Annotated in this window: 23 protein-coding genes and 1 tRNA gene; 13 read left to right on the forward strand and 11 right to left on the reverse strand. The window is 63.9% G+C overall.

Features of this window, described 5'->3' with window-relative positions; translation table 11 throughout:
* Positions 1 to 11 precede the first annotated feature (11 nt).
* On the forward strand, positions 12 to 1,910 hold the full coding sequence (locus tag F561_RS0115200; protein ID WP_019010821.1) for a DUF3084 domain-containing protein: 1,899 nt from the start codon (positions 12 to 14) through the stop codon (positions 1,908 to 1,910).
* Positions 1,911 to 2,007: 97 nt separating this feature from the next.
* Here F561_RS0115200 and F561_RS0115205 read toward each other — a convergent pair whose 3' ends face one another.
* The 9 genes from F561_RS0115205 to mutS form a co-directional block, all read right to left on the reverse strand.
* Positions 2,008 to 3,066, reverse strand: a complete 1,059-nt coding sequence (locus F561_RS0115205; RefSeq protein ID WP_245556542.1) for a M42 family metallopeptidase — start codon at positions 3,064 to 3,066, stop codon at positions 2,008 to 2,010.
* Positions 3,067 to 3,205: 139 nt separating this feature from the next.
* Positions 3,206 to 3,427, reverse strand: coding sequence for a 50S ribosomal protein L31 (gene rpmE / locus F561_RS0115210; RefSeq protein ID WP_019010823.1), 222 nt, complete (start codon positions 3,425 to 3,427; stop codon positions 3,206 to 3,208).
* 70 nt (positions 3,428 to 3,497) lie between these two features.
* Positions 3,498 to 4,682: an amidohydrolase family protein gene (locus tag F561_RS0115215; RefSeq protein WP_019010824.1), complete on the reverse strand. Its 1,185-nt coding sequence runs from the start codon at positions 4,680 to 4,682 to the stop codon at positions 3,498 to 3,500.
* A 93-nt stretch (positions 4,683 to 4,775) separates the two neighbouring features.
* Entirely contained in the window at positions 4,776 to 5,510 is a 735-nt protein-coding gene (locus F561_RS0115220; RefSeq protein WP_019010825.1) for a sporulation protein, read from the reverse strand.
* 129 nt (positions 5,511 to 5,639) lie between these two features.
* Positions 5,640 to 6,395, reverse strand: coding sequence for a polyphosphate--glucose phosphotransferase (ppgK, locus tag F561_RS0115225; protein ID WP_019010826.1), 756 nt, complete (start codon positions 6,393 to 6,395; stop codon positions 5,640 to 5,642).
* A 141-nt stretch (positions 6,396 to 6,536) separates the two neighbouring features.
* Positions 6,537 to 6,899: a 50S ribosomal protein L20 gene (rplT, locus tag F561_RS0115230; RefSeq protein ID WP_026298954.1), complete on the reverse strand. Its 363-nt coding sequence runs from the start codon at positions 6,897 to 6,899 to the stop codon at positions 6,537 to 6,539.
* Positions 6,900 to 6,904: 5 nt separating this feature from the next.
* Positions 6,905 to 7,105 carry a 50S ribosomal protein L35 gene (gene rpmI, locus F561_RS0115235; protein WP_019010828.1) on the reverse strand — a complete coding sequence of 67 codons (201 nt, stop codon included), beginning with the start codon at positions 7,103 to 7,105 and terminating at the stop codon, positions 6,905 to 6,907.
* Between the two features lie 357 nt (positions 7,106 to 7,462).
* Complete coding sequence (locus tag F561_RS0115240) at positions 7,463 to 8,482, reverse strand: TerC family protein (protein ID WP_019010829.1); 1,020 nt, start codon at positions 8,480 to 8,482, stop codon at positions 7,463 to 7,465.
* A 416-nt stretch (positions 8,483 to 8,898) separates the two neighbouring features.
* The gene (gene mutS / locus F561_RS0115245; RefSeq protein ID WP_051096951.1) at positions 8,899 to 11,382 is read right to left on the reverse strand and encodes a DNA mismatch repair protein MutS; all 2,484 of its coding nucleotides are present in this window, start codon (positions 11,380 to 11,382) and stop codon (positions 8,899 to 8,901) included.
* Between the two features lie 204 nt (positions 11,383 to 11,586).
* Here mutS and F561_RS27925 point away from each other — a divergent pair, with 204 nt between their 5' ends.
* The 7 genes from F561_RS27925 (at position 11,587) to mutL (ending at position 17,363) form a co-directional block, all read left to right on the forward strand.
* The gene (locus F561_RS27925; RefSeq protein WP_019010831.1) at positions 11,587 to 12,273 is read left to right on the forward strand and encodes a DUF2726 domain-containing protein; all 687 of its coding nucleotides are present in this window, start codon (positions 11,587 to 11,589) and stop codon (positions 12,271 to 12,273) included.
* 182 nt (positions 12,274 to 12,455) lie between these two features.
* The gene (locus F561_RS0115255) at positions 12,456 to 13,055 is read left to right on the forward strand and encodes an MSMEG_1061 family FMN-dependent PPOX-type flavoprotein (protein WP_019010832.1); all 600 of its coding nucleotides are present in this window, start codon (positions 12,456 to 12,458) and stop codon (positions 13,053 to 13,055) included.
* A 147-nt stretch (positions 13,056 to 13,202) separates the two neighbouring features.
* A complete protein-coding gene (locus F561_RS0115260) occupies positions 13,203 to 14,003 on the forward strand; it encodes a CHAD domain-containing protein (RefSeq protein ID WP_019010833.1) in 801 nt (266 codons plus the stop codon).
* A gap of 390 nt (positions 14,004 to 14,393) precedes the next feature.
* Entirely contained in the window at positions 14,394 to 14,759 is a 366-nt protein-coding gene (locus tag F561_RS25605) for a 4a-hydroxytetrahydrobiopterin dehydratase (protein ID WP_019010835.1), read from the forward strand.
* Positions 14,756 to 15,229 carry an acyl-CoA thioesterase gene (locus F561_RS0115275; protein WP_019010836.1) on the forward strand — a complete coding sequence of 158 codons (474 nt, stop codon included), beginning with the start codon at positions 14,756 to 14,758 and terminating at the stop codon, positions 15,227 to 15,229. Before F561_RS25605 ends, F561_RS0115275 begins: the two co-directional genes overlap by 4 nt.
* A gap of 81 nt (positions 15,230 to 15,310) precedes the next feature.
* Positions 15,311 to 15,640, forward strand: coding sequence for a hypothetical protein (locus F561_RS0115280; protein WP_019010837.1), 330 nt, complete (start codon positions 15,311 to 15,313; stop codon positions 15,638 to 15,640).
* Between the two features lie 70 nt (positions 15,641 to 15,710).
* Positions 15,711 to 17,363 carry a DNA mismatch repair endonuclease MutL gene (gene mutL / locus F561_RS0115285; protein ID WP_019010838.1) on the forward strand — a complete coding sequence of 551 codons (1,653 nt, stop codon included), beginning with the start codon at positions 15,711 to 15,713 and terminating at the stop codon, positions 17,361 to 17,363.
* 137 nt (positions 17,364 to 17,500) lie between these two features.
* On the opposite strand, the gene F561_RS0115290 is transcribed toward mutL, so the two are convergent.
* Positions 17,501 to 18,733 carry a phosphotransferase gene (locus F561_RS0115290; protein WP_169389520.1) on the reverse strand — a complete coding sequence of 411 codons (1,233 nt, stop codon included), beginning with the start codon at positions 18,731 to 18,733 and terminating at the stop codon, positions 17,501 to 17,503.
* A gap of 118 nt (positions 18,734 to 18,851) precedes the next feature.
* Here F561_RS0115290 and gltX point away from each other — a divergent pair, with 118 nt between their 5' ends.
* The 5 genes from gltX to F561_RS0115315 all read left to right on the forward strand — a co-directional run bounded on the left by gltX (position 18,852) and on the right by F561_RS0115315 (position 22,744).
* Positions 18,852 to 20,324, forward strand: coding sequence for a glutamate--tRNA ligase (gene gltX / locus F561_RS0115295; protein ID WP_019010840.1), 1,473 nt, complete (start codon positions 18,852 to 18,854; stop codon positions 20,322 to 20,324).
* Positions 20,321 to 20,674: a DUF1304 domain-containing protein gene (locus F561_RS0115300; protein ID WP_019010841.1), complete on the forward strand. Its 354-nt coding sequence runs from the start codon at positions 20,321 to 20,323 to the stop codon at positions 20,672 to 20,674. Before gltX ends, F561_RS0115300 begins: the two co-directional genes overlap by 4 nt.
* A gap of 28 nt (positions 20,675 to 20,702) precedes the next feature.
* On the forward strand, positions 20,703 to 20,951 hold the full coding sequence (locus tag F561_RS0115305; protein WP_019010842.1) for a hypothetical protein: 249 nt from the start codon (positions 20,703 to 20,705) through the stop codon (positions 20,949 to 20,951).
* Positions 20,952 to 21,093: 142 nt separating this feature from the next.
* Positions 21,094 to 21,531, forward strand: coding sequence for a cobalamin B12-binding domain-containing protein (locus F561_RS0115310; protein WP_019010843.1), 438 nt, complete (start codon positions 21,094 to 21,096; stop codon positions 21,529 to 21,531).
* A 40-nt stretch (positions 21,532 to 21,571) separates the two neighbouring features.
* Positions 21,572 to 22,744, forward strand: coding sequence for an MFS transporter (locus F561_RS0115315; protein ID WP_019010844.1), 1,173 nt, complete (start codon positions 21,572 to 21,574; stop codon positions 22,742 to 22,744).
* 88 nt (positions 22,745 to 22,832) lie between these two features.
* Here F561_RS0115315 and F561_RS0115320 read toward each other — a convergent pair.
* A tRNA-Ser gene (locus tag F561_RS0115320) sits at positions 22,833 to 22,922 on the reverse strand.
* Positions 22,923 to 23,154: the final 232 nt, after the last annotated feature.

Consider the following 23,154-nt stretch of genomic DNA (forward strand, 5'->3'; position numbering starts at 1 on the left):
CGGAGACTGCGATGCTGTGGCTCTTTTTGCCCTTTGTGGTGATCCTGTCGGGTGTGGTGGCCTACGCTGCCGACACCATCGCCAAAAAAGCGGGGCGCAAGCATCTGCGCTGGTTCGGCCTGCGGCCAAAAACCACGGCCCTGATCGTGGCGGTGCTGTCGGGCATGGGCATCAGCGCGGCCAGCCTCGCGGCGTTTCTGGTGCTCAATTCCAGCGCCATCAATACCATTGCTCAGGCCGATCAACTGCGCCCGCAACTGGAAGCCCTGAGAACCGAAATCGTGGGCGTGCAGGTTGATCTCAAGACCGCCCAGAGTGGCCGCGACACGGCGCAGCGGGAGGCCGACGCCCTGCGCGAACAGCAGCAGGCGGCCCTGAGTGATCTTCAGACGGCCCGCAGCAACCTCAAGGATGCCCGCACCGCCCAGCAACGCCTTCAGGCAGAAGCAGACGCCCTACAGGACAAGGTGCAGGCACTCACCACCCTCCGTGAAGGGCTGGAAGCTCGGGCTGCGAGATCCCGCACGCTGCTCACGGCGTCCGAAGCCGCGCTGAACTCCAGTCAGGCCCGCGCCGAGGCCCTGGACAGTCAGGTCGTGGACCTGAATACCCGTTCGGCGCTGGCAGAACAGGAAGCCCAGTTGGCCCAGAGCCGTGCTGCCGCCGCCCAGGTTCAGACCGAGCAGGCACAGGCCGAGGCTGATGCCGCACAGGCCCAGGCCAGAGCAGCTCAGACGCTGGCAAAAACGGCGCAGGGGCAGGCGCGGGCAGCACAGGCGCAGGTTGTCGCGGTGGCGGTGCAGGTGCAGCAGGCTCAGGCACAGGTTCGGCAGGCGCAGGCCAAAGTGCAGCAGGCTCAGACTCAGGCCAAAACCGCGCAGCAACAGGCGCAGCAGGCACAGGCACAGGTGGAGCAGACCCGCGACCGCGCTGCACAGCTGGGATTGCAGGTGCGCCAACTGGAAGCAGACCGGGCCGCTGCCACCCGCGAGCGTGACGCCGCCGTGACCGCCCGCACGCAGGCTGAAACCCAGCGCGAGGCCACCCAGCGAGAAAGCACCCGCCTGATCGCCGAACGAGACAGAATTACCCTGGAGCGTGACCGCGTGGCCCAGGAACGCAACCGCGCCGCCGCAGAACTGGCTAAAGCGACCAAAGAACGCCAGCAGGCCACCCTGGAGCGTGACCGCGTGCGTGCTGACCTGACCACCCTCCGCAACCAGCAGACGCAGCTGAGAACGGCCAACGAAGCTCTGTCCAGAGACCTTGCCAGCGCCCGCGCCACGCTGGGACAACTGCAAGACGAATACTCCAGCGCCCGCAACGAACTGAGCGCCAGTCGCAACACCGACCTTGCCTTTCCGCGCAACGATCTGGTGTATGCGGGCGTGGTACCGGGCGTGAGGAATCTGGACGCCTTTTTGCTGGCCGCCGCCAATGCGGCCCAGAGCCGGGGCGCAAAAGGCAATCCCGCCGCCCGCCTCAATGCTGCCGCCCGCGCCGCACTGGAAACCAAATTGCGCGGCCTCAACGCCAGCACCTTCGTGCAGTGCCGCGCCGCCAGCAATACTGTGACGGGCTTTCCCGTGGACCTGACCTGCGACGCCCGGCCCAACAGCGTGCTGTACCGCAGCGGCGAAAGCATCCGCCGGGTCAACCTGACCCTCAGCGCCGATACGCGCAACCTTCAGGCCCAGATCAGCGACGCTGTGCAGGACGCAGTACTTGACCTGACCACCCGTGGCGTACCCAGCGAGTACATCAACAATCTGGGTCTGGATGTCAATGAATTCGTGGACCTGCTGACCCGTCTGAATGCCAGGACTGGCTCCACCGCTACCCTGACCATTGCCGCCCGCGACGACGTGCGCCCCGGCAGCCGCGTGGATCTCTACGCGATCGTGCCCTAGAACTGCATTTTTTCAGAGGGAAAAACTTTCAGGCCAGTGGGCAAAGGGGAGGGAGCAGCCGCACCGAAGCAGGCCGCCCCCTCCCCCGCTCTTGGCTTCAGCCTAGGTAGGCCACCAGCAGATCGATGCCCGCCCGCAGGTCATCTTCGTGGACAGCTTCTACGATGGTGTGGATGTAGCGGGTCGGCAGGCTGAGGGTCACGGTGGGCACGCCCGCCCGCGATTTCTGGATGGCTGCGCCGTCTGTGCCCCCCAGCGCCAGCACTTCCAACTGGTAGCGGATGCCCTCGCGCTCGGCCAGATCCACCAGTTCATCCACCAACCAGCGGGTCGAGATCATGGTGGAATCGAACACCTTGATGCCGATGCCGTCGCCGAGGCGGGTTACGGCTTCTTCGGGGGCCACGCCGGGGGTATCCACGGCCAACGTCACGTCCAGCCCGATGCCCAGCGTCGGCTCTATGCCGTAGGCGGCCACGATGGCCCCGCGCAGGCCCACCTCTTCCTGCACGCTGAACACGGCCACCAGATCATGACGGGGCCGCTTGTCCCGAAACTGGCGCAGCACTTCCAGTTGCATATAGACGCTGGCGCGGTCATCCATCGCCTTGCCCACCGTCAGTTTGCCCACCTGCCGCGCCGTCTGATCCAGCGTCACCATGTCACCAATTCGTACCCGGCGCTTCACCTCGTCGGCGTCCAGGCCCAAGTCCACAAAGAATTCCTTGACCTCTGGAATCTTCTTGCGTTCCTCGGCGCTGGCGATATGCACAGGCTTGCCGCCGGGGGTCAGAATGCCGGGCAGTGCCCCGCCCCGCGTCTGCACGGTCACGTTGCGGGCGAACAGGTTGCGGGTATCGAAGCCGCCGAGCGCCTGCACGCGCACAAAGCCCCGGTCATCTATAAAGCGCACCAGAAAGCCGATTTCGTCCATGTGGGCGCTGAGCATCACGCGGTGGCGCTCGCCGTCGGATTTTTTGGCTTTGCGTCCAGCACGCGTCGCGATGATGTTGCCCAGAGAGTCCACGCGCACGTCGTCGGCCAGCCCCTCCAGTTCACGCAGCACGAAGTCGCGCACGGCTTCCTCGTTGCCGGGCACGCCGTTCAGGTCAGAAAGCTGATGCAAAAGTTCCAGCCGCAATTGGGTTGTAGACACGCGGCCCAGCATAGTCGCTGCCCCCTACCCCATGTCTGTATCAGCGGGACACGGCAGCGGGCAGGCCGGAGCCAGAGCAAGCTCCAGACCAAAAAAATCAGCCCCACCATCTCTGGCAGGGCCGCTAAGACGCTGGGTCTTACTTCTTCTTGGCGGTGCGGTAGCTGTCACCGAAGCGCTTGTTGAACTTGTCAACGCGGCCTTCGGTATCCAGGAAGCGCTCTTCGCCCGTCCAGAAGGGGTGCACGCCGCTCCACACGTCTACGTGGATTTCGGGCTTGGTAGACAGGGTTTCCATGATGACTTTGCCCTGAAAAATGATTTTGGTGGGAACGGCCTTGGGGTGGATGTCTTTCTTCATGGGGTGCCTCCTCCGTTACGTCGAAGTGCGTAACGGGCAACCCTAAAACTGTAGCACAGACTGAGGGCGCTCAGGGCCAGATGAAGCTCTCCTGCCAAGTCTCACCCCGCCGAATGAATGGCAGGGGCGTTCCGGTCACGCGGGAGCCGCCTTTCACGGCAGCCCTGACGATCAGGCGCGGGTCGAGGTGCGGATACAGCGTGCGGGCAAAAGCCACATCGTCGCGCACATCGAGGCTGCCACCGCTGGCAACCGAATCGGTGCCGAGGGCGATTTCCACGCCCGCCGCCGCGAATCCGGCCCACGGAAACACGCCGCATTCCAGATGGGTATTGCTGCGGGGGCAAGACACCACGGCGCAGCCTGCGCGGGCAGTGCGGGCGATGTCGTCCGGCGTGACATTGACCATATGCACCAGCGTGGGGCGGGCGGTCAGCACCCCCAATTCATCGAGATAACGCACGGGCGTCAGGTCGGCTTCGGGGGCGCGTCCGATGACTTCGGCAAAGGTGGCGGGGTACGGAAAGCGGGTCATGCTGTCCCAGATGGGGCCGCCGCCTGTGCGGAACAGTTCCACCTCGCTGGGATGTTCGGCCACATGAATTTGCAACGGAATGCCCTCCCCTGCCGCGTAGTCGGTCAGCAGACGCATCAGGCGGGAGCTGACGGTAAACGGCGTATGGGGCGATAACCCGAGGCGGGGGCCGCCCGGACGCTCCAGCTTGCGGTGGGCATCCATGACCTGCCGCGCCGCGCTGAACACTTCGTCGGCCCGCTCTGGAAAAGGACTGAGCACCTCGAAATAAACGACGCCAGACAGGTCGGTGCGGGCCAGCAGCGGGGCCAGCATGTCCTGTCCGTGCGACCCGACAATATCGCCCACCGCACCCGCGCCCAAACCCCCTAGGGTCTCGGCCCCAGCCAGAGCGCCCGCCAGACCGCGTTTTTCCCGCTGGCCTACCGCCACTTCAGGAATCCAGCGAAAATACGGCAGGGCCTGGAAGTCGTAGGCGCTCATATCGAGGTGCGTGTGGGCATTCACGGGTGGCGGCGCGATGATGCTTCCGGCACGGCGCTCGCGGGCGTGCGGAAAATTGCCGCGCAGGGTGTCGGGGTGCCCCGTGGCCGCCACGATTCCGCCCGACACCACCACGCCCCCCGGCGACTGTGCGCCGCCCATGCCCGTATACAGGATGTCGCAGGTCAGCAGTTCGGGGGTGTGGGGGGCAAGATCAGGGGAGGCGACATCAGACATAGGAGACATTGTGCCGCCTGTCGGGCTGAACAACCGCAAACAAACAAAAGGCCGGACAGCCCGTAGACTCTCCGGCCCAGATAGACAATTTTCTCAGCTCAGGCGCTTGATCCGGCCCTCAAGCTCGTGGGCAACGGCGTCTGGTCCCTGCCGCAGCAGATGGCCGGGCACGTTCCAGCGGTCTTTGCTCTCAAATTCGCTGGTAAACAGGCTCGCCACCCCGGTTGCGCGGCGATCCACTTCCAGAATCACGTCCAGACCGTCACCGTTGGGAAACATCATCAATTCCAGTTCGGTCAGTTTGTACTGTCCGTGCGGAGGCCGGAAGCTGAGTTCCTGCGCAATACGCCCGTGATGATGCTCCACTTCGCTTTTGGCGAGGCTGAATCCCAGGCGTTGCGCCGCGTTGATCAGGGTCTCCATGCCCGCGCTGGGCAAGATGGTCAACTGATCGTTGTCGCCGGGGTCGGCGGCTCCGGCAATATCGGCGTCGGTGATCAGCCAGACCGCCGTGCCGGGAAGGGTCAGCGGCGTGCCTGCTGGAATCACCACACTGAAAGGAAATTCCTGAGTTTCGCCGGGGCGGATGACGAAATTACCCGTGACAGGCTGGGTAAACAGCGTGTGTGTCACGTATGAATCGTCGTGGCGATAGCGGGTGGCAATACCCAGATTGATGCGCTCGATGGTCTGTTCCACCGCGCCGCCCTTCACGACCACCACACCGTTCAGAGGGTCTCCGATTCGCACAGCCCGGTCGCGCAACTGTGCATCCACTTTTGCCGCACCCACACCCACCGATGCCATCATTTTCTTCAGGAATCCCATACTTCCTTCCTACGCAGCAGGGCCAGATAAAGTTTCCGTTCCGGCAAATTCAGTGTTCAAAGGTTCTGTCGCCGTTGGTCCGGTCCGCTGTTGGCCTGATTGCCGCCAGATCAGCTTCACCGGATCAGCCTAGGTTGTGGCCTCTCCACGGTGCGCTGCGATCATGGCCGCGCCCACGATTCCGGCGTCGTTCAGCAGGGCAGCGGGCAAGAACTTGCTTCGCTCCAACACCAGCGCCGATTGCCATTTGTCGGCCTTTTTGCTGATGCCGCCGCCGATAATAAACAGATCGGGCGAGAACAGCAGTTCCAGATGTTGCAGGTATTTGCTGGCGCGGGCCGCCCACTGCTTCCAGTTCAGGTCGTCGCGCTCGCGGGCACGGTCAGAGGCCCACGTTTCGGCATGCTTGTCTCGCAGCCACAGATGCCCCAGTTCGGTGTTGGGCACCAGTACGCCGTCATAGATCAGGGCGCTGCCGATGCCGGTGCCGAAGGTCAGCACCAAGACCGTGCCCGCCACGCCCGCACCCGCGCCGAATTTGGCCTCAGCCAGCCCTGCGGCGTCAGCATCGTTGATCAGGGTCACATTCTGGCCGGTGGCCTCGGTAAACAGCCTGTCGGCATCCAGCCCGATCCAGCCCTTATCCACGTTGGCCGCGCTGAGGGTCACGCCGTGCTGCACGATGCCGGGAAAGGTAACGCCCACCGCGCCCGTATGCCCGAAGTGCCGCACCAGTTCGGCCACCACGCCCTTCACATCGTCGGGCCGTGCGCCTTCGGGGGTGGCGATGCGGTGCCGCGCCGCCGTAAGTTTGCCGGTTGCCGTATCTACTGGAGCGCCCTTGATGCCGCTTCCGCCAATATCAATCCCGAGAATGACCGCCATACCACACAGGGTACAGGCTGGGCGGGGGCTGTGGGCCATGAAGCAGGACGGTGAGCAACACGGTTATCTTCCCGACAACACCAATGAGGCAGGGCCGCCTCTCCGTTAGGAAAGACGGCCCTGCCCAGTCCTGCTCTGGATTTACTTGTTGTTGCGGGCAGCCTGCGCCGCGTCGACCAGTGCCTTGAAGGCAGCGGGTTCGCGGGCGGCGATGTCGGCCAGGACCTTGCGGTTCAGGTCGATCCCGGCCAGTTTCAGGCCGTTGATGAAGTGCGAGTAGTTCATGCCGTGCAGACGTGCGCCTGCGTTGATACGCTGAATCCACAGGCGGCGGAAGTCGCGCTTCTTGTTGCGGCGATCGCGGAACTCGTAAGTTGCGGCGTTCAGCAGCGTTTGGAAGGCGTTACGGTAGGTCTTGGAGCGGCTGCCCCAGAAGCCCTTGGCCCGCTTGAGCACCTTTTTATGGCGGCGGCGGCGGACGATACCAGTCTTGACGCGTGGCAACTAAATCACTTCCCCTTCGGCAGCGCGAGCTTCATGCGTGCCCACTCGCTCTTGGCGAGAACGAAACCCTTGCCCTTGCCGCGAATGGTGTCGCCGCTCTTGCCAGTGTTCTGGTGGCGTTTACCACTCTTGAACGCCATGACCTTGCCCGTACCGGTGATCTTCACGCGGCGGGTGGCGCTTTTTTTGGTCTTCATCTTAGGCATTTTCTTGCTCCTGTAGCCCGGAAACTCCGCGCAGGTTCACTGCTGTCGGGTCGCCGTCTGGGGGCTAGGGCCGTTTCTCGCCGCTCACGTCGTGTACGGTCTGTACAGTCTGCTTGTGCCGGAAACAGTTGGCCGCCCTGTCCCACTTGGCCGACTTGAGAGTATACAGGGCAGCGGGGCAGCGGGGCAAGTGATACAGATTCCGGTTAGACAGTTATGAAATAACTGCGAAACCCGACTAACAGGAGTAGGAAAAAGGACGGATTCCAGAATGGAGTTAGCTTTTGGTGCGGTTCCAAAAGCTAACTCCATTCTGGAATCCGTCTGACGCTGCCCCGCTGCCCGCCTACGCCAACCTTACGCCGCCGTTTTCGGGCCTTCTCCACGGGTTTTCCAGAGGCTGACCAGAATGCCGCCTGCCAGAATGCTCAGCGTCACCGCGAGGCTGATGGCCGGGTCCATCTTGCCGTAAAACTGCGTGTAGAAGATTTTACCGCCGATAAAGACCAACACCAGCGCCAGCGCGGGCTTGAGGGCCTCGAAGCGGTGAACGAGGGCGGCGAGGGCAAAGTAGAGCGCCCGCAGGCCCAGAATGGCGAAAATGTTGCTGGTGTACACGAGGAACGGGTCCTGGGTGATGGCGAACACGGCGGGAATCGAGTCTACCGCGAAGACCACATCCGCCGTTTCGACGATCAGGAGGGCCAGCAACAGCGGCGTGGCGTGCAGGCGCAGGCGGCCAGCGGCGTCGGGCAGGCGGGTCAGGAACTTCTGGCCGTCCAGTTTGGGGCTGATGGGCACAAAGCGCCGCAGCACACGCACCATCATGTGGTTGGACAGGTCAGGGGCTTCCGATTCCTTTTCTTTGGTCAGCAGCAGTTTGATGCCCGTGAGCAGCAGGAACGCGCCGAAAATCCACATGATCCAGTCGAATTGCGTGACCAGCGCCGTGCCCAGTCCGATCATGATGCCGCGCAGCACGATAACGCCCAGAATGCCCCAGAACAGGACGCGGTGTTGCAGGTGACGCGGAATGGCGAGCGCTCCGAAAATCACGCTGATGACGAAGACGTTATCGAGGGCCAGTGCCTTTTCGACGGCAAAGGCGGTGAGGTACGAGATGCCGCTCTGTGCGCCCAGCGTGTACCAGACCCACCCGCCGAACACCAGCGCCACGCCGATATAGAACAGGCTGAGCTTGAGGCTGGCGCTGATGCTGATTTCCTGCGGATGCTCCGCGCCGTTTGCCACTGCTTTTTTCTCGCGGCGTTTGCCCAGCACCCCGAGGTCGAAGGCCAGAAGCGAGACCACCAGCGTCATAAAGACCAGCCACATCCAGGCGGGCTTGCCGAGCCACAACTCATACAAGAATTCCATCAGCGGTACTCCTTTGGGGGAGCGCCACACGGGGAAGCCGGACGAGGGGCCAACACGAATGCGGGCCAGACATCAACGGACAAGTCACCATGTGGCGATCCTGTCCGGGTCTGGCCCTTACTGCGCGTGACGGAGCAACTTTATTGCTCGTAATGACGTCCACACGCTCCCTATCTGCCTGAACAGACAGGGCGGTTACTCCCCCGGAGTTGAGAACAGTGAATCATCTGGGAGCGCGAATCTGTGTGGTCTGGACTACAGAGTCGGACGCGGCTCAAGAGCGAGTAAAGATGGCCGCAGATCATGAATCTCAAGGTGCGTACTGGACACATCAGCCACCAGACGCACCGAGGGCTGCGCCTTCACCACTGATCTGCCCCTATCAGCGTGGGCTGAGGAGCGCCGTAACGGTGAAATCATGCATTGGCCTTGCCGCCCACCAACGCCCGCTGCCAGCCGTGCAGCACCTCCAGCGCCTGCATGGGCGTCAGTCGGCTGAGATCCAGAGTTGCCAGTTCGCGGTTCAGCTTCTGATCGTCGCCCTGCGTGTTCAGCGCCGTGAGCAGGCGGGCGGCGCGGGCAGTGACGGGGGCGGGCAACCCGGCGAGGCGGGCCACCTCCACGCCGTAGCTCTGGCGGGCCGCACCGGGAATGACCTGATGGTAAAAGGTCAGGCTTCCGGCATCGGCGTCCTCCTCGGCGGCCACATGCAGGTTGATCAGGCCCGGAAGGTCGGTTTCCAGCCGCGTGAGTTCAAAGTAATGGGTGGCAAACAGCGTGTGGGCGCGGGTGGAATGCAGATGCTCCAGCGCTGCCTGCGCGATGGCGAGGCCGTCAAGGGTACTCGTGCCGCGCCCCACTTCATCCAGAATAATCAGGCTGCGGGGCGTGGCGGCGTGCAGGATGGCCGCGAGTTCGCTCATTTCGACCATGAATGTGGAGCGGCCCCCGGCAAGGTCGTCGCTGGCCCCGATGCGGGTATGAATGGCGTCGTACACGGGCAACTCGGCGCGGTCTGCGGGCACAAAGGAGCCGATCTGGTGCAGCAGCGCACACAGCGCCACCGTGCGGAGGTAGGTACTTTTGCCCGCCATGTTCGGCCCGGTCAGCAGCAGCGCAAAGCGCGAGTCGTCCAGCAGGGCGTCGTTGGGCACGAAGCGGCCCCGCGCACTCCGCTCGACCACCGGATGCCGTGCCTGCACGATCCGCGCAAAGCCCGACACCGTTTCCGGGCGCGTCCAACCCCGTTCCACCGCGATTTCCGCGAGGGCCGACAGCACATCGAGGTCAGCGGCGGCTCCGGCAGCTTCCAGCAGTGCGTCGGCGTGCATGGCGAGGCCGTCGCGCAGGCTGGTAAAGACTTCTTGCTCTAAGCGTCCGGCGGCTCCCTCCAGCCGCGCAATTTCGCGTTCATGGTCGCGCATGTCAGGGCGGGTAAAGCGGGCGCGGTCTTTGAGGGTGGCGATCTGGCGGTAATCGGGCGGCACTTTGCCGAGATGCGCCGACGTGACCTCCAGAAAGTACCCGAACACGTTGTTAAAGCCCACTTTCAGGCTGCCGATCCCCGTGCGCTCCCGCTCCGAAAGCTCCAGCGTGGCGATCCATTCGCGGTGGGCCAGGGCTTCGGCCTTCAGTTGATCGAGTTCGGGATGAAAGCCGCCCCGGATCAGGCCGCCGTCGCCTGCCCGCATCGGCGGGTCTTCGACGAGTGCGGCGCGAATCTGCAAGACGACTTCCGGCAGGCCGTTCACGCGGGCACGCACGCCGCCCAGCAGCCCCTCGTGACCCTCCAGCAAGCGGGCCGCCTCGGGCAACAGATCGAGGGTACGGGCCAGAGACGCCACCTCACGCGGGTTGGCGCGGCGGGTCGCCACACGGGCGGCGAGGCGTTCGAGGTCGTGGGCGCGGTACAGCAGGGCACGCACCGCCCCGCGCAGGTCGGCGGCCCGCGTCAGGGTTTCCACGGCGTCCAGACGCGCCCGCACGCTCAATTCATCCAGCAGAGGCGCACGCAGCCACGCCCGCAGCCTGCGCCGCCCGCCTGCCGTGCGCGTTTCGCTGAGTACGTCCATCAGGGTCATGCCCTGCGGAGCCTGCGGCGCGAAGATTTCCAGCGCCCGCGTCGCCGCATCGGGCAGGCGCATGTGTGCCCCCGGCTCAAATCTGAGTACCCGCCGCACCATCTCCAGACGGCCCTGCTGGGTGGCCCGCGCATAGCCCAGCACCGCGCCGCACGCCCGCACCAGCGCAGCATTGTTCAGGGTTCCGGGCACCTCGCCCAGCACGGTCTGCAACTCATGGCGGGCCGCGACTTCCTCAAAGTTGCCGGGAGACAGCATCGCCGGAAAGCGGGCCTGAAAATCGGCCATCAGCGCGGCGTTTCCGGCCAGTTCGGGGGCCAGCAGCACCTCCCGCGCCCGCCAGCGCCCCAGTTCGTCGTACAGCACCGAGCGGGTATGGAAAGCGGCGCAGCGAAACTCGCCCGTGGACACGTCCAGCAGGGCCAGCGCGTAGCCGTCTCCGGTGGCAACGGCAGCCAGATAATTCTCGTCGGCGGTCAGGTGCCGCTCTTCGGTGACGGTGCCGGGAGTCAGCAGTTGCGTGACCTTGCGGTCCACGAGTGCGCCGCCGGGTTCCTCGATCTGGTCGGCCACTGCCACGCGCACGCCTGCCTGCAACAGCCGTTCCACGTTGTTGTCCAGCGTCCGTAGAGGAATTCCGGCCATCGGCGTGGAAAAGTCGCGGCTGCTCTTGTGGGTCAGCGCAATCCCCAGCAGCCGCGACAGGCGTTCGGCATCTTCGCCAAAGGTTTCATAAAAATCGCCGCACTGAAACAGCAGCAGCGCGTTGGGAAGCTGGGTTTCCACCTCATCGCGCATCTGTACGTATTGCGTCAGCATCGGCGGCAACGGGCCGTGACCCGTGCCTTTCAACACGCCCTGCGGAACTTCTCTGGGACTCACCCGCTCAGTTTACGTGCCGAGCAGATTGAGACGGCGAGATGAGGCACGTTGGAGCATGAACCCGGTTATGCCGAAATCTCCACCCTTATCTGCCGCGCTGACAGAGGCGTGTCAGAGCGCGGCAGCCATGCTGAACGGTATATGGGACTGCTGATGACTTTGCTGGTGGTGGGTGCGGTGCTGGTGGTGCTGGCCGTCATCCTGGCTGCGCGTGCCGGGGGCATGGGCCGGACGCCCTCGGCCAGTTCCAAGCAGCGCTCTGCTTCTGCTCCACCCAGCCCTCTTCCGGCCAAACAGTTGCCGCAGGGTCAGGTTCGCTTTTCTACCGCCGAGACCGAACGCCAGCAGCGTCTGCGCGAGCAGGAAGAAGCCGCCAGCGTTCACCCCTCGCATGTACCCGGCGGCATTCCCGAATCGCTGCCCATCAAGCTCAAGGGGTACTTTTTCAGCAAGAGCGAACTTGCTTTTTTCCAGACGCTGGAAGGTGCATTGCCGCAGGGCTTCCGGGTGTTTCCGAACGTGCGCCTGAACGACCTGTTCCTGATCACCGCGCCGCCACATCAGCGGCAGGGCACCTACGCCCGCTTGCGCGACAAGCACGTGGATTTTCTGATCGTGGCCCTGCCCGATTTCCGGCCCGTGTGCGCCATAGAACTGGACGGGGCCAGCCATGACCAGCCCCAGCAGCAGTACCGCGACGCCGTGAAAGACGTGGCCTTCCGCAGCGCGGGCCTGCCCCTTTTGCGCCTGCGGGCCGAGAGCAACCACACGCGCCAGAGCGTGCAAAAGCTGCTGGAAGGGTATGTGAGGCAGCGCACGGTGGCCTAGGGGCAATCTATCTGAAGTCGGTCTGACCGCGTGGCCCGCCCAATTCTGAGGCGGGTCTTTTCTGGTCTACCGCTGCCTACCCCGAGCCTGGCAGATTCCAGACTCCCTGAAATGCAGGGCTGAACTACAGTAGAGATGAACCCAGCTTTCACCCTCTCTCCCCCACCCTGTCGAGGTTTCTCATGACCGTATCCAGCGACCCACACGCCGTTCTCAGCATCAGCGCTCTGGAGGATCTGTACCCGGCCCCCAATGCCAGCGTTTCCCTGAAAGTGATAGACCACATCGATGACGGCCTGCGCGAAAGCTTGGGCCTGTCACCGCTCTGCTTTCTGGCGACGGCCAATGCCACAGGCCACCTCGACTGCTCGCCGCGTGGCGACCCTGCCGGAACCGTGCAGATCCCCGATCCACACACGCTGCTCCTCCCAGACCGCCCCGGCAACAACCGCCTCGACAGCCTGCGCAATATCGTGGAGAACCCGGAAGTGGGCCTGATTTTTCTGCTGCCCGGTGTGAATGAAGTGGTCAGGGTGAATGGGCGTGCCCACCTCAGCACCGATCCCGAGTTGCTGGGGCGCTTCGAGGTGGCGGGCAAGTTGCCCCGTTTGGTCATCTCCGTCGCTGTGCGCGAGGCGTTTATGCACTGCCCAAGGGCATTTTCGGCAGCAGAACTGTGGAATCCGGAGCGCCACCTGACGCCAGAGCAGCGGCCTGACTTTGTCGCCATTTTTAAGGGGCATGTGGCGCGGAATACAGCGGCACAGGGACAAACTCTTTAACCATCGGAAGGAAACAGAACAGGTTCATCAAACCCTTGAACAGCGTGTTCGGCTCTGTGCGGGGCAGGGATCAGACAGTAGGCTGAGGCTGGCCTTCCCCTGCACCGCTGTTTTCCTCACCGGGAAGCCAGAGGAGACCGACTCCAGATGGCCGCATCTTCAGACCGACAAGCTGAACGAAAACGCAGTAAGTCCAGAACCAAAAAGCAGTCCAAGACACCCAGCGAACGCCTGAGCAAGCTGCTGCCCGGCGTGCAGGAAGGTGACCCCAAGGCCGTTCACGAGGCCCGTAAACTGACGCGCAAGGTGGCCGCAGAGCTGGCCCTTACGGACGCCCCCAAAAAGGTGCGGCGTGCCTGGCGGGATCTGCGCCGCGCCGTGGCTCCCATCCGTGACCGGGATGCGGCGGGCGAGCATCTGCGGGTGGCTCTGGAGGAATTACAGGCACCGGCCACAGAGGTCGCGGCGTTCGAGGAGGGCTGGCAACACCTGCGGGCCGAAGCGTTGGCGGCCCTTCATCTGTCCAAACTGACTTCCAATCTCAGCAAGGATGTACCGCGCCCAAAACACTTCAAGCGCAAAGTAAGGGCTGCATTGGCCGATCAGGGTGCACAGATTCTGGAAGCTGCCCCCAGAGTCCTGCGGGCCAGGAAGCTGGGGACCTGGCACGAATGGCGCAAGGCCCTGAAGCAGTACCGTTACACGCTGGAGCTGCTGGAACCTGCTCCCACCGCCCTGACCGACGTGCTGGATGGATTGGGCCGGTTGCAGGATGCCGAGGTGGTGCTGGACATCCTGGCCTCAGAAACGTGGTTGCCTCATTCCAGAGATGCCCTGATAGCCCGTGAGAAGGAGGCACGGAAAGACGCACAGCGGAAGGTCAGACAGGCCTGGCCCGCACTGGAGGCACAGTTGCAGAACAAGCTTCTGGCAGAAAAAACGACCTGACAGAACAGCGAACTGAGCAGGCCCGCCTCCTCTTCAGAAGCGGGCCTGTTGGCGGTATAATTCTCTGTTATTCGGCCTGTTATTCGTCGCAACCCAGGGCACGCAGCAGGTCCAGTTCGGTAATGGGAGGCCATACTTTCTTGACAGGGGCGGGACGAGGGCGGCGACCAAATAGGCGGGAAAAGAATGCAGTCATAAGCACCTCGTTGACGACGAGAGAAGCGGTGGGGTGCACGATCACGGATAATCTGATGAACGTCTTATCTTAGCCTAAGGTTTCTTCATGATAATCGGATCCATGACTGGCTGGTGTGACTTAATTAACATTGGCAGCTTGAACCGTGTTTCAAAACCGCCGGAGAGGAGACGCCGCGCTCTACCATGCCTGGTATGGCCTACGACCCCCGAATGGCGTTTGATCCTGAACGCAAAATGACTGATGGAGATGTGCAGGACCTGAAACCCGACGGTTGGTGGGGCGGCGAGGGCACCCTGTTCCGTGATGTTGCCTTTGACAGCTATCAGGAGGGTGTGGATTTCGCCGTACAGGTGGCGGCACTGGCTGAAGCGCAGGGTCATCACCCAGACATCACCATCCATTACCGCCGCGTGAAACTGAGTTACTTCACGCATGATGCGGGAGGCGTCACGATGGCCGACATCGAGGGCGCACGGGCCGTCAACGAACTGATTGCGGCGCTGGGTCAGGCCGACCAGAACAGCGCTGATCCAAGCAAGGGTGCCACCGCCGGGTGAAGCTCTCTATTCCTGATGCCGACGTGCTGTGGGACAGCTTGCCCGGCTCACGCAAACATGCATTGATCGTCACCGTTGCGCCGGGTGATCTGGACGACCTTTCGCACGTCAACAACACGGTGTATCTGGCGTGGTGCGAGCAGGCAGCCCGCGCTCACGCCCTGTCTCTCGGCATGGGCACCGACGCCCTGATGGCGCTGGGGGCCGTTCCAGTGGCCCGCCAACACGTCATCGATTACCACAAGCCTGCCCTGCTGGGTGACCGCGTACGCGTTCGCACCGCCCTGACCACCTCTGTGGGCGTGCGGAGCGTGCGGGCCTATACCCTTGACCGCCTGAACGACGGCGATTCGGAAGAAGCGAACGGCGTGCGCTTGGCGGAATGTCAGACCACGTGGGTATGGGTTGACCCCGTGAGCGGCAGGCCCAAGCGCACGCCGCCGGAAGTGATAGAGCGGTTCGGATTCTAGGCAGGCTGGTGTGCCAAGGCTCAAGCCCCGCCCAACAACACCTCTTAGACGCTCCTGCCCCCGACGCTTAGACTGCTCCCCATGACTGACAACGCTCCCAACAACACCTCAGACAAAACCATTGACGCCAATGACCGCGCCCGTCTGGACCAGATTTTTATGCAGGTCATTCTGGATGTGCAGGCACAGGCACAGCAAACGCAACCCGCACAGGCCAGCAACTTGGCGGCCATGTTCCACAAGGAACTCGTGACCGACGCGCTTCAGGGCTGCGCCATGCTGATCGCTGGATGGAATCAGGGCGTCATTGATGAGGCGGGACTGACGCGAAGTGCCAAAGCCCTGCGCGGGCTGGAATTGCCCGAACTGGCGGCACGGCTGGAGCGGCTGCGGCAGATAGACGAGGCCTGAGCTTAGGCCTGAGGCATCGCGCCCCAAACGACATTCCTGTCTGCCGCCGCGCCCTAGACTGCTCCTGATCATGACCATTCGCGTGCTGCCTCCCCATATTGCCCGCCTGATCGCGGCGGGTGAGGTGGTGTCACGCCCGCTGGACGTGGTGCGCGAACTGATCGAGAACGCGCTGGACGCCGGAGCCAGCCGACTGGAAATAGAGATCGAGGGCGGTGGGCTGGGGCTGGTGCGGGTGCGAGACAACGGCGCGGGCATCGCGGCAGACGGGGTCGCGCTGGCAACGGTGCGGCACGCGACCAGCAAGCTGGAACCCGATGCCGCCGCCGTGGATCGCGTCACGACCCTGGGATTTCGCGGAGAGGCGCTGTGGGCGGCGGCGCAGGCGGGCGAACTGCATCTGGTGTCGCGTCCGGCGGCGCAGGTGGGGGCAGCCGAGGTGCAGGCGCACGGCGACGATGTGACGGTGAGCCGAACGTCGGCCCCGGCAGGCACCACCATCACGGTGCGCCGACTGTTCGCCCAACTTCCTGCCCGCCTCAGAACTCAGGCCCCCGCCGCCACCGAAGCGCGTGAAATTACCGTGCTTGTGGGCCGCTATGTGCTGCATCATCCCGGCCTGCACTGGCGGCTGACCGTGGACGAGGAAGCCCGCCTGATCCACGCGCCCAGCGATCATCGGGGGGCGGTAGCCAGCGTGTACGGCCCGCTGAACGCCAACCGCGTGCTGAAAGTGAGTGCCGAAGGGGTATCAGGCGTGATTTCCGGACCCGAGCTGACCCGCGCCCGCCGTGACCGGATGCATTTTTCGGTGAACGGAAGGCCGATCATTGCTCCGCCGGAACTGGAAAAAGCCGTGCTGGAAGGCTACGCCGAATTGCTGCCCGCCGGTGTGGCTCCGCTGACGGTGCTGAATGTGCAGGTGGCCCCCGAAGACCACAATCCCAACGTGCATCCGGCCAAACAGGTGGTGGCCCTGGCCGACCTCGCAGGTGTGGCGGTGCGGGTTCGGGAAGCGGTGCGAACCGCGCTGGCGGCGCATCCTCTGGCGCAGGCCCGCCTTGCTCCGGCCCTCAGTTTGCCCACACCGCCCCACACCCCCCGCGAACGGGCCAACTTTCCGGCGCTGCGATTGTCGGGGGTGTTTCAGGGGCTGTACCTGCTGGCCGAGGGAGAAGGCGACCTCTGGATCATCGATGCCCACGCCGCCCACGAACGCGCCCTGTACGAACAATTTGCCCGCGAACTGGGAGCCGCGCCGCCGCTGGAATTGCCGGAACCCGAACTGCTGCACCTGACGCCCGAACAGACCGCCCGACTGGCCGAGCGCGGCGCAGAACTGCGCGGCTGGGGCCTGACCATCGAGGATTTTGGCGCGGGGTTGGCCCGTCTGCGGACTCTGCCCGCCAGCCTTGCAGCGCTGCCTGTGCCCCGGCTGCATCAGCAGATCATCGACAGTGCGCTGGGCGACCACCCCGACCCCCGGCGCGACGTGCTGGCGCGGTTGGCCTGCGCCCCGGCCCTGAAAGCCGGAATGCTGACACTGGAGCGCGGAGAGGCAGTCTTGGCCGCCCTGAACGCCTGCGAACAGCCGTGGAGTTGCCCGCACGGACGCCCAACCACCCTCAGGATGTCGGAGCGGGAATTATCCCACGCCTTCGGGCGGCGCGGAATGCGGGACGTGGCGCGGGGCCGGGATGAAGCGGAACGGGTGGGGCGCTAATACGGATTCCGATTAAACACCGTGCTTTTCGGTGTTTAATCCGAGTGAAGCGAGTAGGAAAAGATACGGATTCCGGGAGATGGACGGACAGGCGGTGGGGTTCCGACTGTACGGGAATCATACGGAATCCGTACAATTCAGCCCACAACAGCAGGCAGCCGCCCCACTTCCCGCGCAGCCAGACCCAGAGAATAGGGCACGTATTGGGGCCGCCAGCCCGGAACCGTGCCCTGCCAGTGGCGGAAGCGGGCATCGTACAGCACGGCGCGGTGAAGCAGGGCCAGCGGGATGCTGTGGGCCAACAGTGCCGACGCTTCCGGGCAGCCCAGCGCCTCCAGATAAGCCGCACTCAGCCGGGATTCCAGATCTGGATAAGCCATTCTGATGGGGAGATTGGCCCGCGCTGGGTGCAGGGCAAAGGCCAGAAACCAGCCCACGTCCATAAAAGGATGGACTGCACACGCCGTCTCGCTCCAGTCAAACCACAGGCTCTTCCCTGCTCCGGCGAGTGCGTTGCGGGGGTGGGCGTCGCCGTGTGCGGGCAGATCGGGGAGGCCGTGCGCGACCAAGGCCCCAAAACTGGCGCGGATGGCGGGCCGCGCCGCTTGCAGGGCCGCGATGTGGGCGGGCTTCAGACCCCAAGCGGTGAGGGTGGCCGTCTCCGACAGGAAGGCGTCCACGCGCTGCGCCATCTCTGGCAAAGGCCAAGCGGGACAGCCCAGCGCCGCCAGAGCCGGGGCGTCGGCAGTGCGCTGAAAGTGGGCCAGTTGGCGCAGGGCCGCCGTCCATGCCTCCGGGTCTTCCACACTGTCCAGCAGAGTGCCGCCCGAACGCGTGATCAGGGTGCCCGTGGCGGTGTCGGTGTGCAGCACAGGTGGCAGCAGGGCCGGGAATCTCTGGGCCAGATAGGACGTGACGGCCACTTCACGCGGATGGGCCGTGATTTTGAGAAAGACAGAATCGCCCGACACCGCCGCCTGTATCACCGTACCCAGATCATTGCTGGACAGCAGTTGCAGGGGATCGGCGCACAGACCTTGCGCAGCCAAGCCACTTTCCAACCGGGCATTCAGCACAGGAACCCAGCCCGGACGCTGCCATTCCCACGCTCCGGGCAAGGCAGGTACGGCGGCTATTTCCCATGTCAGAACATCGGGCACACTTTCAGACAACGCCTGCAAGCGGGGCGTGCCTTCCCTGCCCAGGCTGAGGCCGCCGTCGTGCAGCAACCACGTTTCCAGGTTCCAGGCGGTGCGGATCAGGGCGGGCAGGTCAGCTTGCGCGGAAGCCTCCAGCACCGGCCACTCGCCCGCCTGCCGCAGCACCCGCACGCCGTCAGGATGCCAGATGATCAGGGGGAAAATAGACACCGGGTCATCGTAAACGACCAACCTCCGACGTGTTGCCGCATTTGCATGACCTCATCTGTATCGCCTCACCTGTATTGCCTTATCTGCGCCGTCCATCAGGAGGCCGTATCCTGAACATATGTCTGACCAGCCTTCCCCTGCACCCACACGCCCCGTCGTGACCCGAATCGCGCCCAGTCCTACGGGTGATCCGCATGTCGGCACGGCTTATATCGGGTTGTTCAATCACACGTTGGCCCACCAATCGGGCGGCAAATTTATCCTGCGAATAGAAGACACAGACCGCAACCGCCTCATGTCCGGCAGCGAACAGCGGATTTTTACGATGATGCAGTGGCTGAAGCTCACGCCCGACGAAAGCCCCTTGCAGGGCGGCCCCAACGGTCCCTACCGCCAGTCCGAGCGCTTTGACTTGTACGGCGACTATGCGCGGCAACTCGTGGCGTCGGGGGCGGCGTACTACGCCTTTGAAACGGCAGAAGAACTGACGGCCCTGCGAGACGCGGCGCAGGCGGAAGGCCACGTCATCGCCGTGCCTTCCCGCGACCTTGACCCGCAGGAAGCCCAGCGGCGCGTGGACGCCGGAGCCGAAGCCGTGATCCGCCTGAAAGTGCCCCGCGACGGCGAAACGGTGGTCAATGACCTGCTGAGAAAGCCGATTGCCTTTCAGAACCGCGAAATCGACGACAAGGTGCTGCTGAAGGCCGACGGCTACCCCACCTACCACCTCGCCAACGTGGTCGATGACCGCCTGATGGGCGTGACTCACGTGGTGCGGGCCGAAGAATGGATCACGTCCACGCCCATTCATGTGCTGCTCTACCGCGCCTTCGGCTGGCCGGAACCTGTGTTTGCCCATATGCCCCTGCTCCGAAACGCCGACAAATCCAAGATCAGCAAGCGCAAGAACCCCACCAGCGTGGAGTGGTATCAGCAGCAGGGCTACCTGCCCGAAGCCATGCTGAACTTTCTGGCAACGATGGGCTGGACGCACCCGGACGGGCTGGAAGTCTTCGATCTGGCCGAATTTCAGCGCGTGTTCCGGCTCGAAGACGTGACGCTGGGCGGCCCGGTGTTCGATCTGGCAAAACTGAACTGGCTGAACGGCAAATATCTGCGCGAGGTGCTGAGTGAAGAGGAAGTGGCCCGCCGCCTGCACGCCTACCTGCAAGACCAGAAACACGACCTGCCTCTGGACGATTATTTCCGCGCTGTGGTGGGCATGCTGACGCCGCGAATGGAAGTCTTCTCGGAGTTTCTGGACAAAACCGGATACTTCTGGTCCGAGGAATATCCGGTCAATGAGAAGGCGCAAAAGGCCGTGCAGGACGCCCGCCCGCTGCTGCCTGAGCTGGCCTCGCGCCTCAAGAACCTGCCCACCTTTGATGCCGCGAGCATCAAGGAAGCCTTTGGCGCATTTGCCGAAGAACAGGGCCTGAAGCTGGGCAAAGTGATGCCGCCCGTGCGTGCAGCGGTGGCCGGAACGATGGAAAGCCCCGACCTGCTGACGGTGCTGGAAACGCTGGGCCGGGAGCGTGTGGTGGCCCGAATCGAGCGGGCGGCACAGGCCCCCACCGGACAGAGTGCATGAGCTTTGTTGCTGGCCTGCTGGTGGCCCTGATTGCCGTGCTGCACGTCTATATTCTGGTGCTGGAAATGTTCTTGTGGCGCACGCCCCGCGCCATGAACGCCTTCGGCACCACGCCTGAATTTGCCAATGCCACGGCTGCACTGGCGGCCAATCAGGGCCTCTACAACGGCTTTCTGGCGGCGGGTCTGTTCTGGGGGCTGATCACGCAGGCTCCAGCCATTCAACTGTTTTTCCTCGGTTGCGTGGCCGTGGCGGGCGTGTACGGCGCGGCCACGGCCAACCGCCGCATTCTGTTTATCCAGACCGTTCCGGCAGTGCTGGCGATTGTTGCCGTGCTGCTGGCTAAATAAGCTCTACAGCAGACTTTACAGGAGAACTATGGTTGCCAACAGCAGTGGAGTGAGTCTGGAACGCCTCGCCGTGAAGGTGCTGCTCAAGCTTCAGGCCGAGCCGGGGCGCTGGACCGCCCGCAGTCTGGCCCGCGAACTGGGCGAAACAGCCAACCGCGTGAACCGAATCGTGCTGGCAATCGAGGCCGAAATCGGTGTGGAGCGGGACGGCGCTTACGGCAATCTGCGCGTGCTGGCTCCCGGAGCAGTGCAGGCAGACGGCGAGGCGGAGGTCTAAGGGTCTAGGGAAAAGCGTGGCTTGGGCGACGGCAAAGGCGGTTGCGGCAAGGCCAACGCCTACGCCAGAACGCCTCCACCCCGTCCCTTCCTCTACAATGCTGCCAAACGCTCGTTAGGTAGGCCGCGACAGGGAGAAACCTATGGACACAGAACACACGACAGATCGCCGGATCAGGGTACTCATTGCCAAACCGGGCATGGACGGCCATGACCGGGGCGCAAAAGTGGTGGCGCGGGCACTGCGCGACGCGGGCATGGAAGTGGTGTATACGGGGCTGCGGCAAACCGCCGAAATGATCGTGAACGCCGCCGTGCAGGAAGACGTGGACGCCATCGGCCTCAGCGTATTGTCGGGGGCACACATGCACTATTTCCGCGAAGTCATGGCCCTGCTGCGCGAGCGGGACGCCACCGACATCATCGTGTTCGGCGGCGGCATCATTCCCGATCAGGATTTGCCCACCCTGAAGGAACTGGGCGTGGGCCGGGTCTTTACGCCGGGGGCCAGCACCGAAGACGCCGCCACGTACCTGAAAACGGCAGTGGCCCAGCGCTGGCAGGCTCAGGGCGAAGCGTAGTGCTGGGCCGAGTGGGGCCAGACCGAGTGAGGCTGGGCTGGTGAGTGCCACCAGCGTCCAGACCACCCGCAGCAGTTATCTGCGCCTTGCCCCTCTGTACACGGCTCAGGCCCTCGCAACGGGCGCAACCACGGTCAGCACGGTTCTTGCCAGCCTCGTCATGAGTGGGCTGGGCAGCGAGAATCTGGCGGGCCTGCCCAGCACCCTGATCAGTGCGGCGGCGGCTTTGTCGGCGGGCGCGTTCGGGGCGCTGATGCTGCGCTCTGGGCGGCGCGTGGGGCTGGGACTGGCCTTTGCACTCGGCGCGGTGGGCGCGGTGGTGGGATTCGCGGGAGCGCGGGCCAATCTCGTGCCCGTATTTCTGCTGGGCGCGGTCATGATGGGCGGCGCACAGGGCGGCTACCAGCAGGCCCGCTACGCCGCCGCTGAGAGCGTGCCCGAATCGCGGCGCGGGACGGCGCTCGGTGCGCTGATGCTGATGAGCGTGCTGGGATCGTTCCTGATGACGGGCGCGTCGGGGCTGGTGGAAAGCATCGGCGCGGGGCTGAGCGTGAGTGCCGAGGTGGGCGGCTGGCTGATGGGCGGCCTGCTGCTGGCCGGAGCCGCCATGCTGATGGCCTTCTGGAAGCCGCTGGTGGCCCCGGCGGCGGCCAGTGCAGCGGCCACGGTGCGCCTGCCTCTGCGGGAAGCCCTGGCAACTCCGGGCGTGCGCTCTACGGCTTTGGCCGTGGCAACCGCGCAGGGCGTGATGGTCACGCTGATGAGCCTGACGCCGCTGCGGGCGCACCATCAGGGCATGGATCACACCGGGATTGCCGTACTGATCTCGGGACATATTCTGGGCATGTTCGGCTTTGGGTGGCTGACCGGGCCACTGATAGACCGCTTCGGGTTGCGGCTGGGCTATGTGGGCGGCTCGATTCTGCTGATGGCGGCGGCGCTCACGGCTCCTCTGGCGGGTGCGGGCTGGCTGGGGGTCAGCATGTTCCTGCTGGGTCTGGGCTGGAATCTGGCCTTCGTCAGCGGCTCCAAGGCCCTGACCCGTTTTCCCACCGTGCAGGGCGTCACCGATGGTCTGGGGTACGTCGCGGCGGGCACAGGAACGCTGCTGGGGGGCCTCGTGATCGCCCACGCCGGATTCCCGCCCCTGGCCTACGCCTGCGCCGTGCTGGCCCTCCTGCCGCTGATCAGCGCGTGGCGAGTCCGGCGGTAGATTCTCCGGCACAGCCAAAAGCTGACCTAGCCAAAAGCAGGGCCGCACCCCAGATGGGAATGCGGCCCTGCTTGGTTCCAGCTCTTTTTGGCGGAACGGGAGAGATTCGAACTCTCGAACAGGTTGCCCCGTTACACACTTTCCAGGCGTGCTCCTTCAACCACTCGGACACCGTTCCAGCGCACGCCAATCTAGCGGAGGCGCGGCCAAAAATCAAATGCCTGATTTAAAGTCCAGTCTAGAAGTTGCCCAAAAGTGTGTGTCAGACGTGCTTTTTCCCTCTCCCTTTAAGTGATTTACTGCCCTCAATACCACAGGTCATTTTTGAGGGGCAATTTGATCTCAGTCACTGCAACTCACAAAATCCACATAAATTGTGAAATTGTCTATAGGGTTTTCGGTGCAGGAGC

Origin of the sequence: Deinococcus aquatilis DSM 23025, assembly GCF_000378445.1 — a bacterium.
GTDB classification, from domain to species: domain Bacteria; phylum Deinococcota; class Deinococci; order Deinococcales; family Deinococcaceae; genus Deinococcus; species Deinococcus aquatilis.

Coding starts and splice junctions, on each gene's coding strand:
- F561_RS0115310 (WP_019010843.1), top strand. CDS start 21,094: ATGGACACAGAACACACGACAGATCGCCGGATCAGGGTACTCATTGCC.
- F561_RS0115215 (WP_019010824.1), bottom strand. CDS start 4,682: ATGTCTGATGTCGCCTCCCCTGATCTTGCCCCCCACACCCCCGAACTG.
- F561_RS0115260 (WP_019010833.1), top strand. CDS start 13,203: ATGGCCGCATCTTCAGACCGACAAGCTGAACGAAAACGCAGTAAGTCC.
- ppgK (WP_019010826.1), bottom strand. CDS start 6,395: ATGGCGGTCATTCTCGGGATTGATATTGGCGGAAGCGGCATCAAGGGC.
- F561_RS0115255 (WP_019010832.1), top strand. CDS start 12,456: ATGACCGTATCCAGCGACCCACACGCCGTTCTCAGCATCAGCGCTCTG.
- F561_RS0115200 (WP_019010821.1), top strand. CDS start 12: ATGCTGTGGCTCTTTTTGCCCTTTGTGGTGATCCTGTCGGGTGTGGTG.
- F561_RS0115240 (WP_019010829.1), bottom strand. CDS start 8,482: ATGGAATTCTTGTATGAGTTGTGGCTCGGCAAGCCCGCCTGGATGTGG.
- F561_RS0115305 (WP_019010842.1), top strand. CDS start 20,703: ATGGTTGCCAACAGCAGTGGAGTGAGTCTGGAACGCCTCGCCGTGAAG.
- F561_RS0115280 (WP_019010837.1), top strand. CDS start 15,311: ATGACTGACAACGCTCCCAACAACACCTCAGACAAAACCATTGACGCC.
- F561_RS25605 (WP_019010835.1), top strand. CDS start 14,394: ATGGCCTACGACCCCCGAATGGCGTTTGATCCTGAACGCAAAATGACT.
- F561_RS27925 (WP_019010831.1), top strand. CDS start 11,587: ATGGGACTGCTGATGACTTTGCTGGTGGTGGGTGCGGTGCTGGTGGTG.
- rpmI (WP_019010828.1), bottom strand. CDS start 7,105: ATGCCTAAGATGAAGACCAAAAAAAGCGCCACCCGCCGCGTGAAGATC.
- gltX (WP_019010840.1), top strand. CDS start 18,852: ATGTCTGACCAGCCTTCCCCTGCACCCACACGCCCCGTCGTGACCCGA.
- mutS (WP_051096951.1), bottom strand. CDS start 11,382: ATGCTGACGCAATACGTACAGATGCGCGATGAGGTGGAAACCCAGCTT.
- F561_RS0115300 (WP_019010841.1), top strand. CDS start 20,321: ATGAGCTTTGTTGCTGGCCTGCTGGTGGCCCTGATTGCCGTGCTGCAC.
- rpmE (WP_019010823.1), bottom strand. CDS start 3,427: ATGAAGAAAGACATCCACCCCAAGGCCGTTCCCACCAAAATCATTTTT.
- F561_RS0115220 (WP_019010825.1), bottom strand. CDS start 5,510: ATGGGATTCCTGAAGAAAATGATGGCATCGGTGGGTGTGGGTGCGGCA.
- mutL (WP_019010838.1), top strand. CDS start 15,711: ATGACCATTCGCGTGCTGCCTCCCCATATTGCCCGCCTGATCGCGGCG.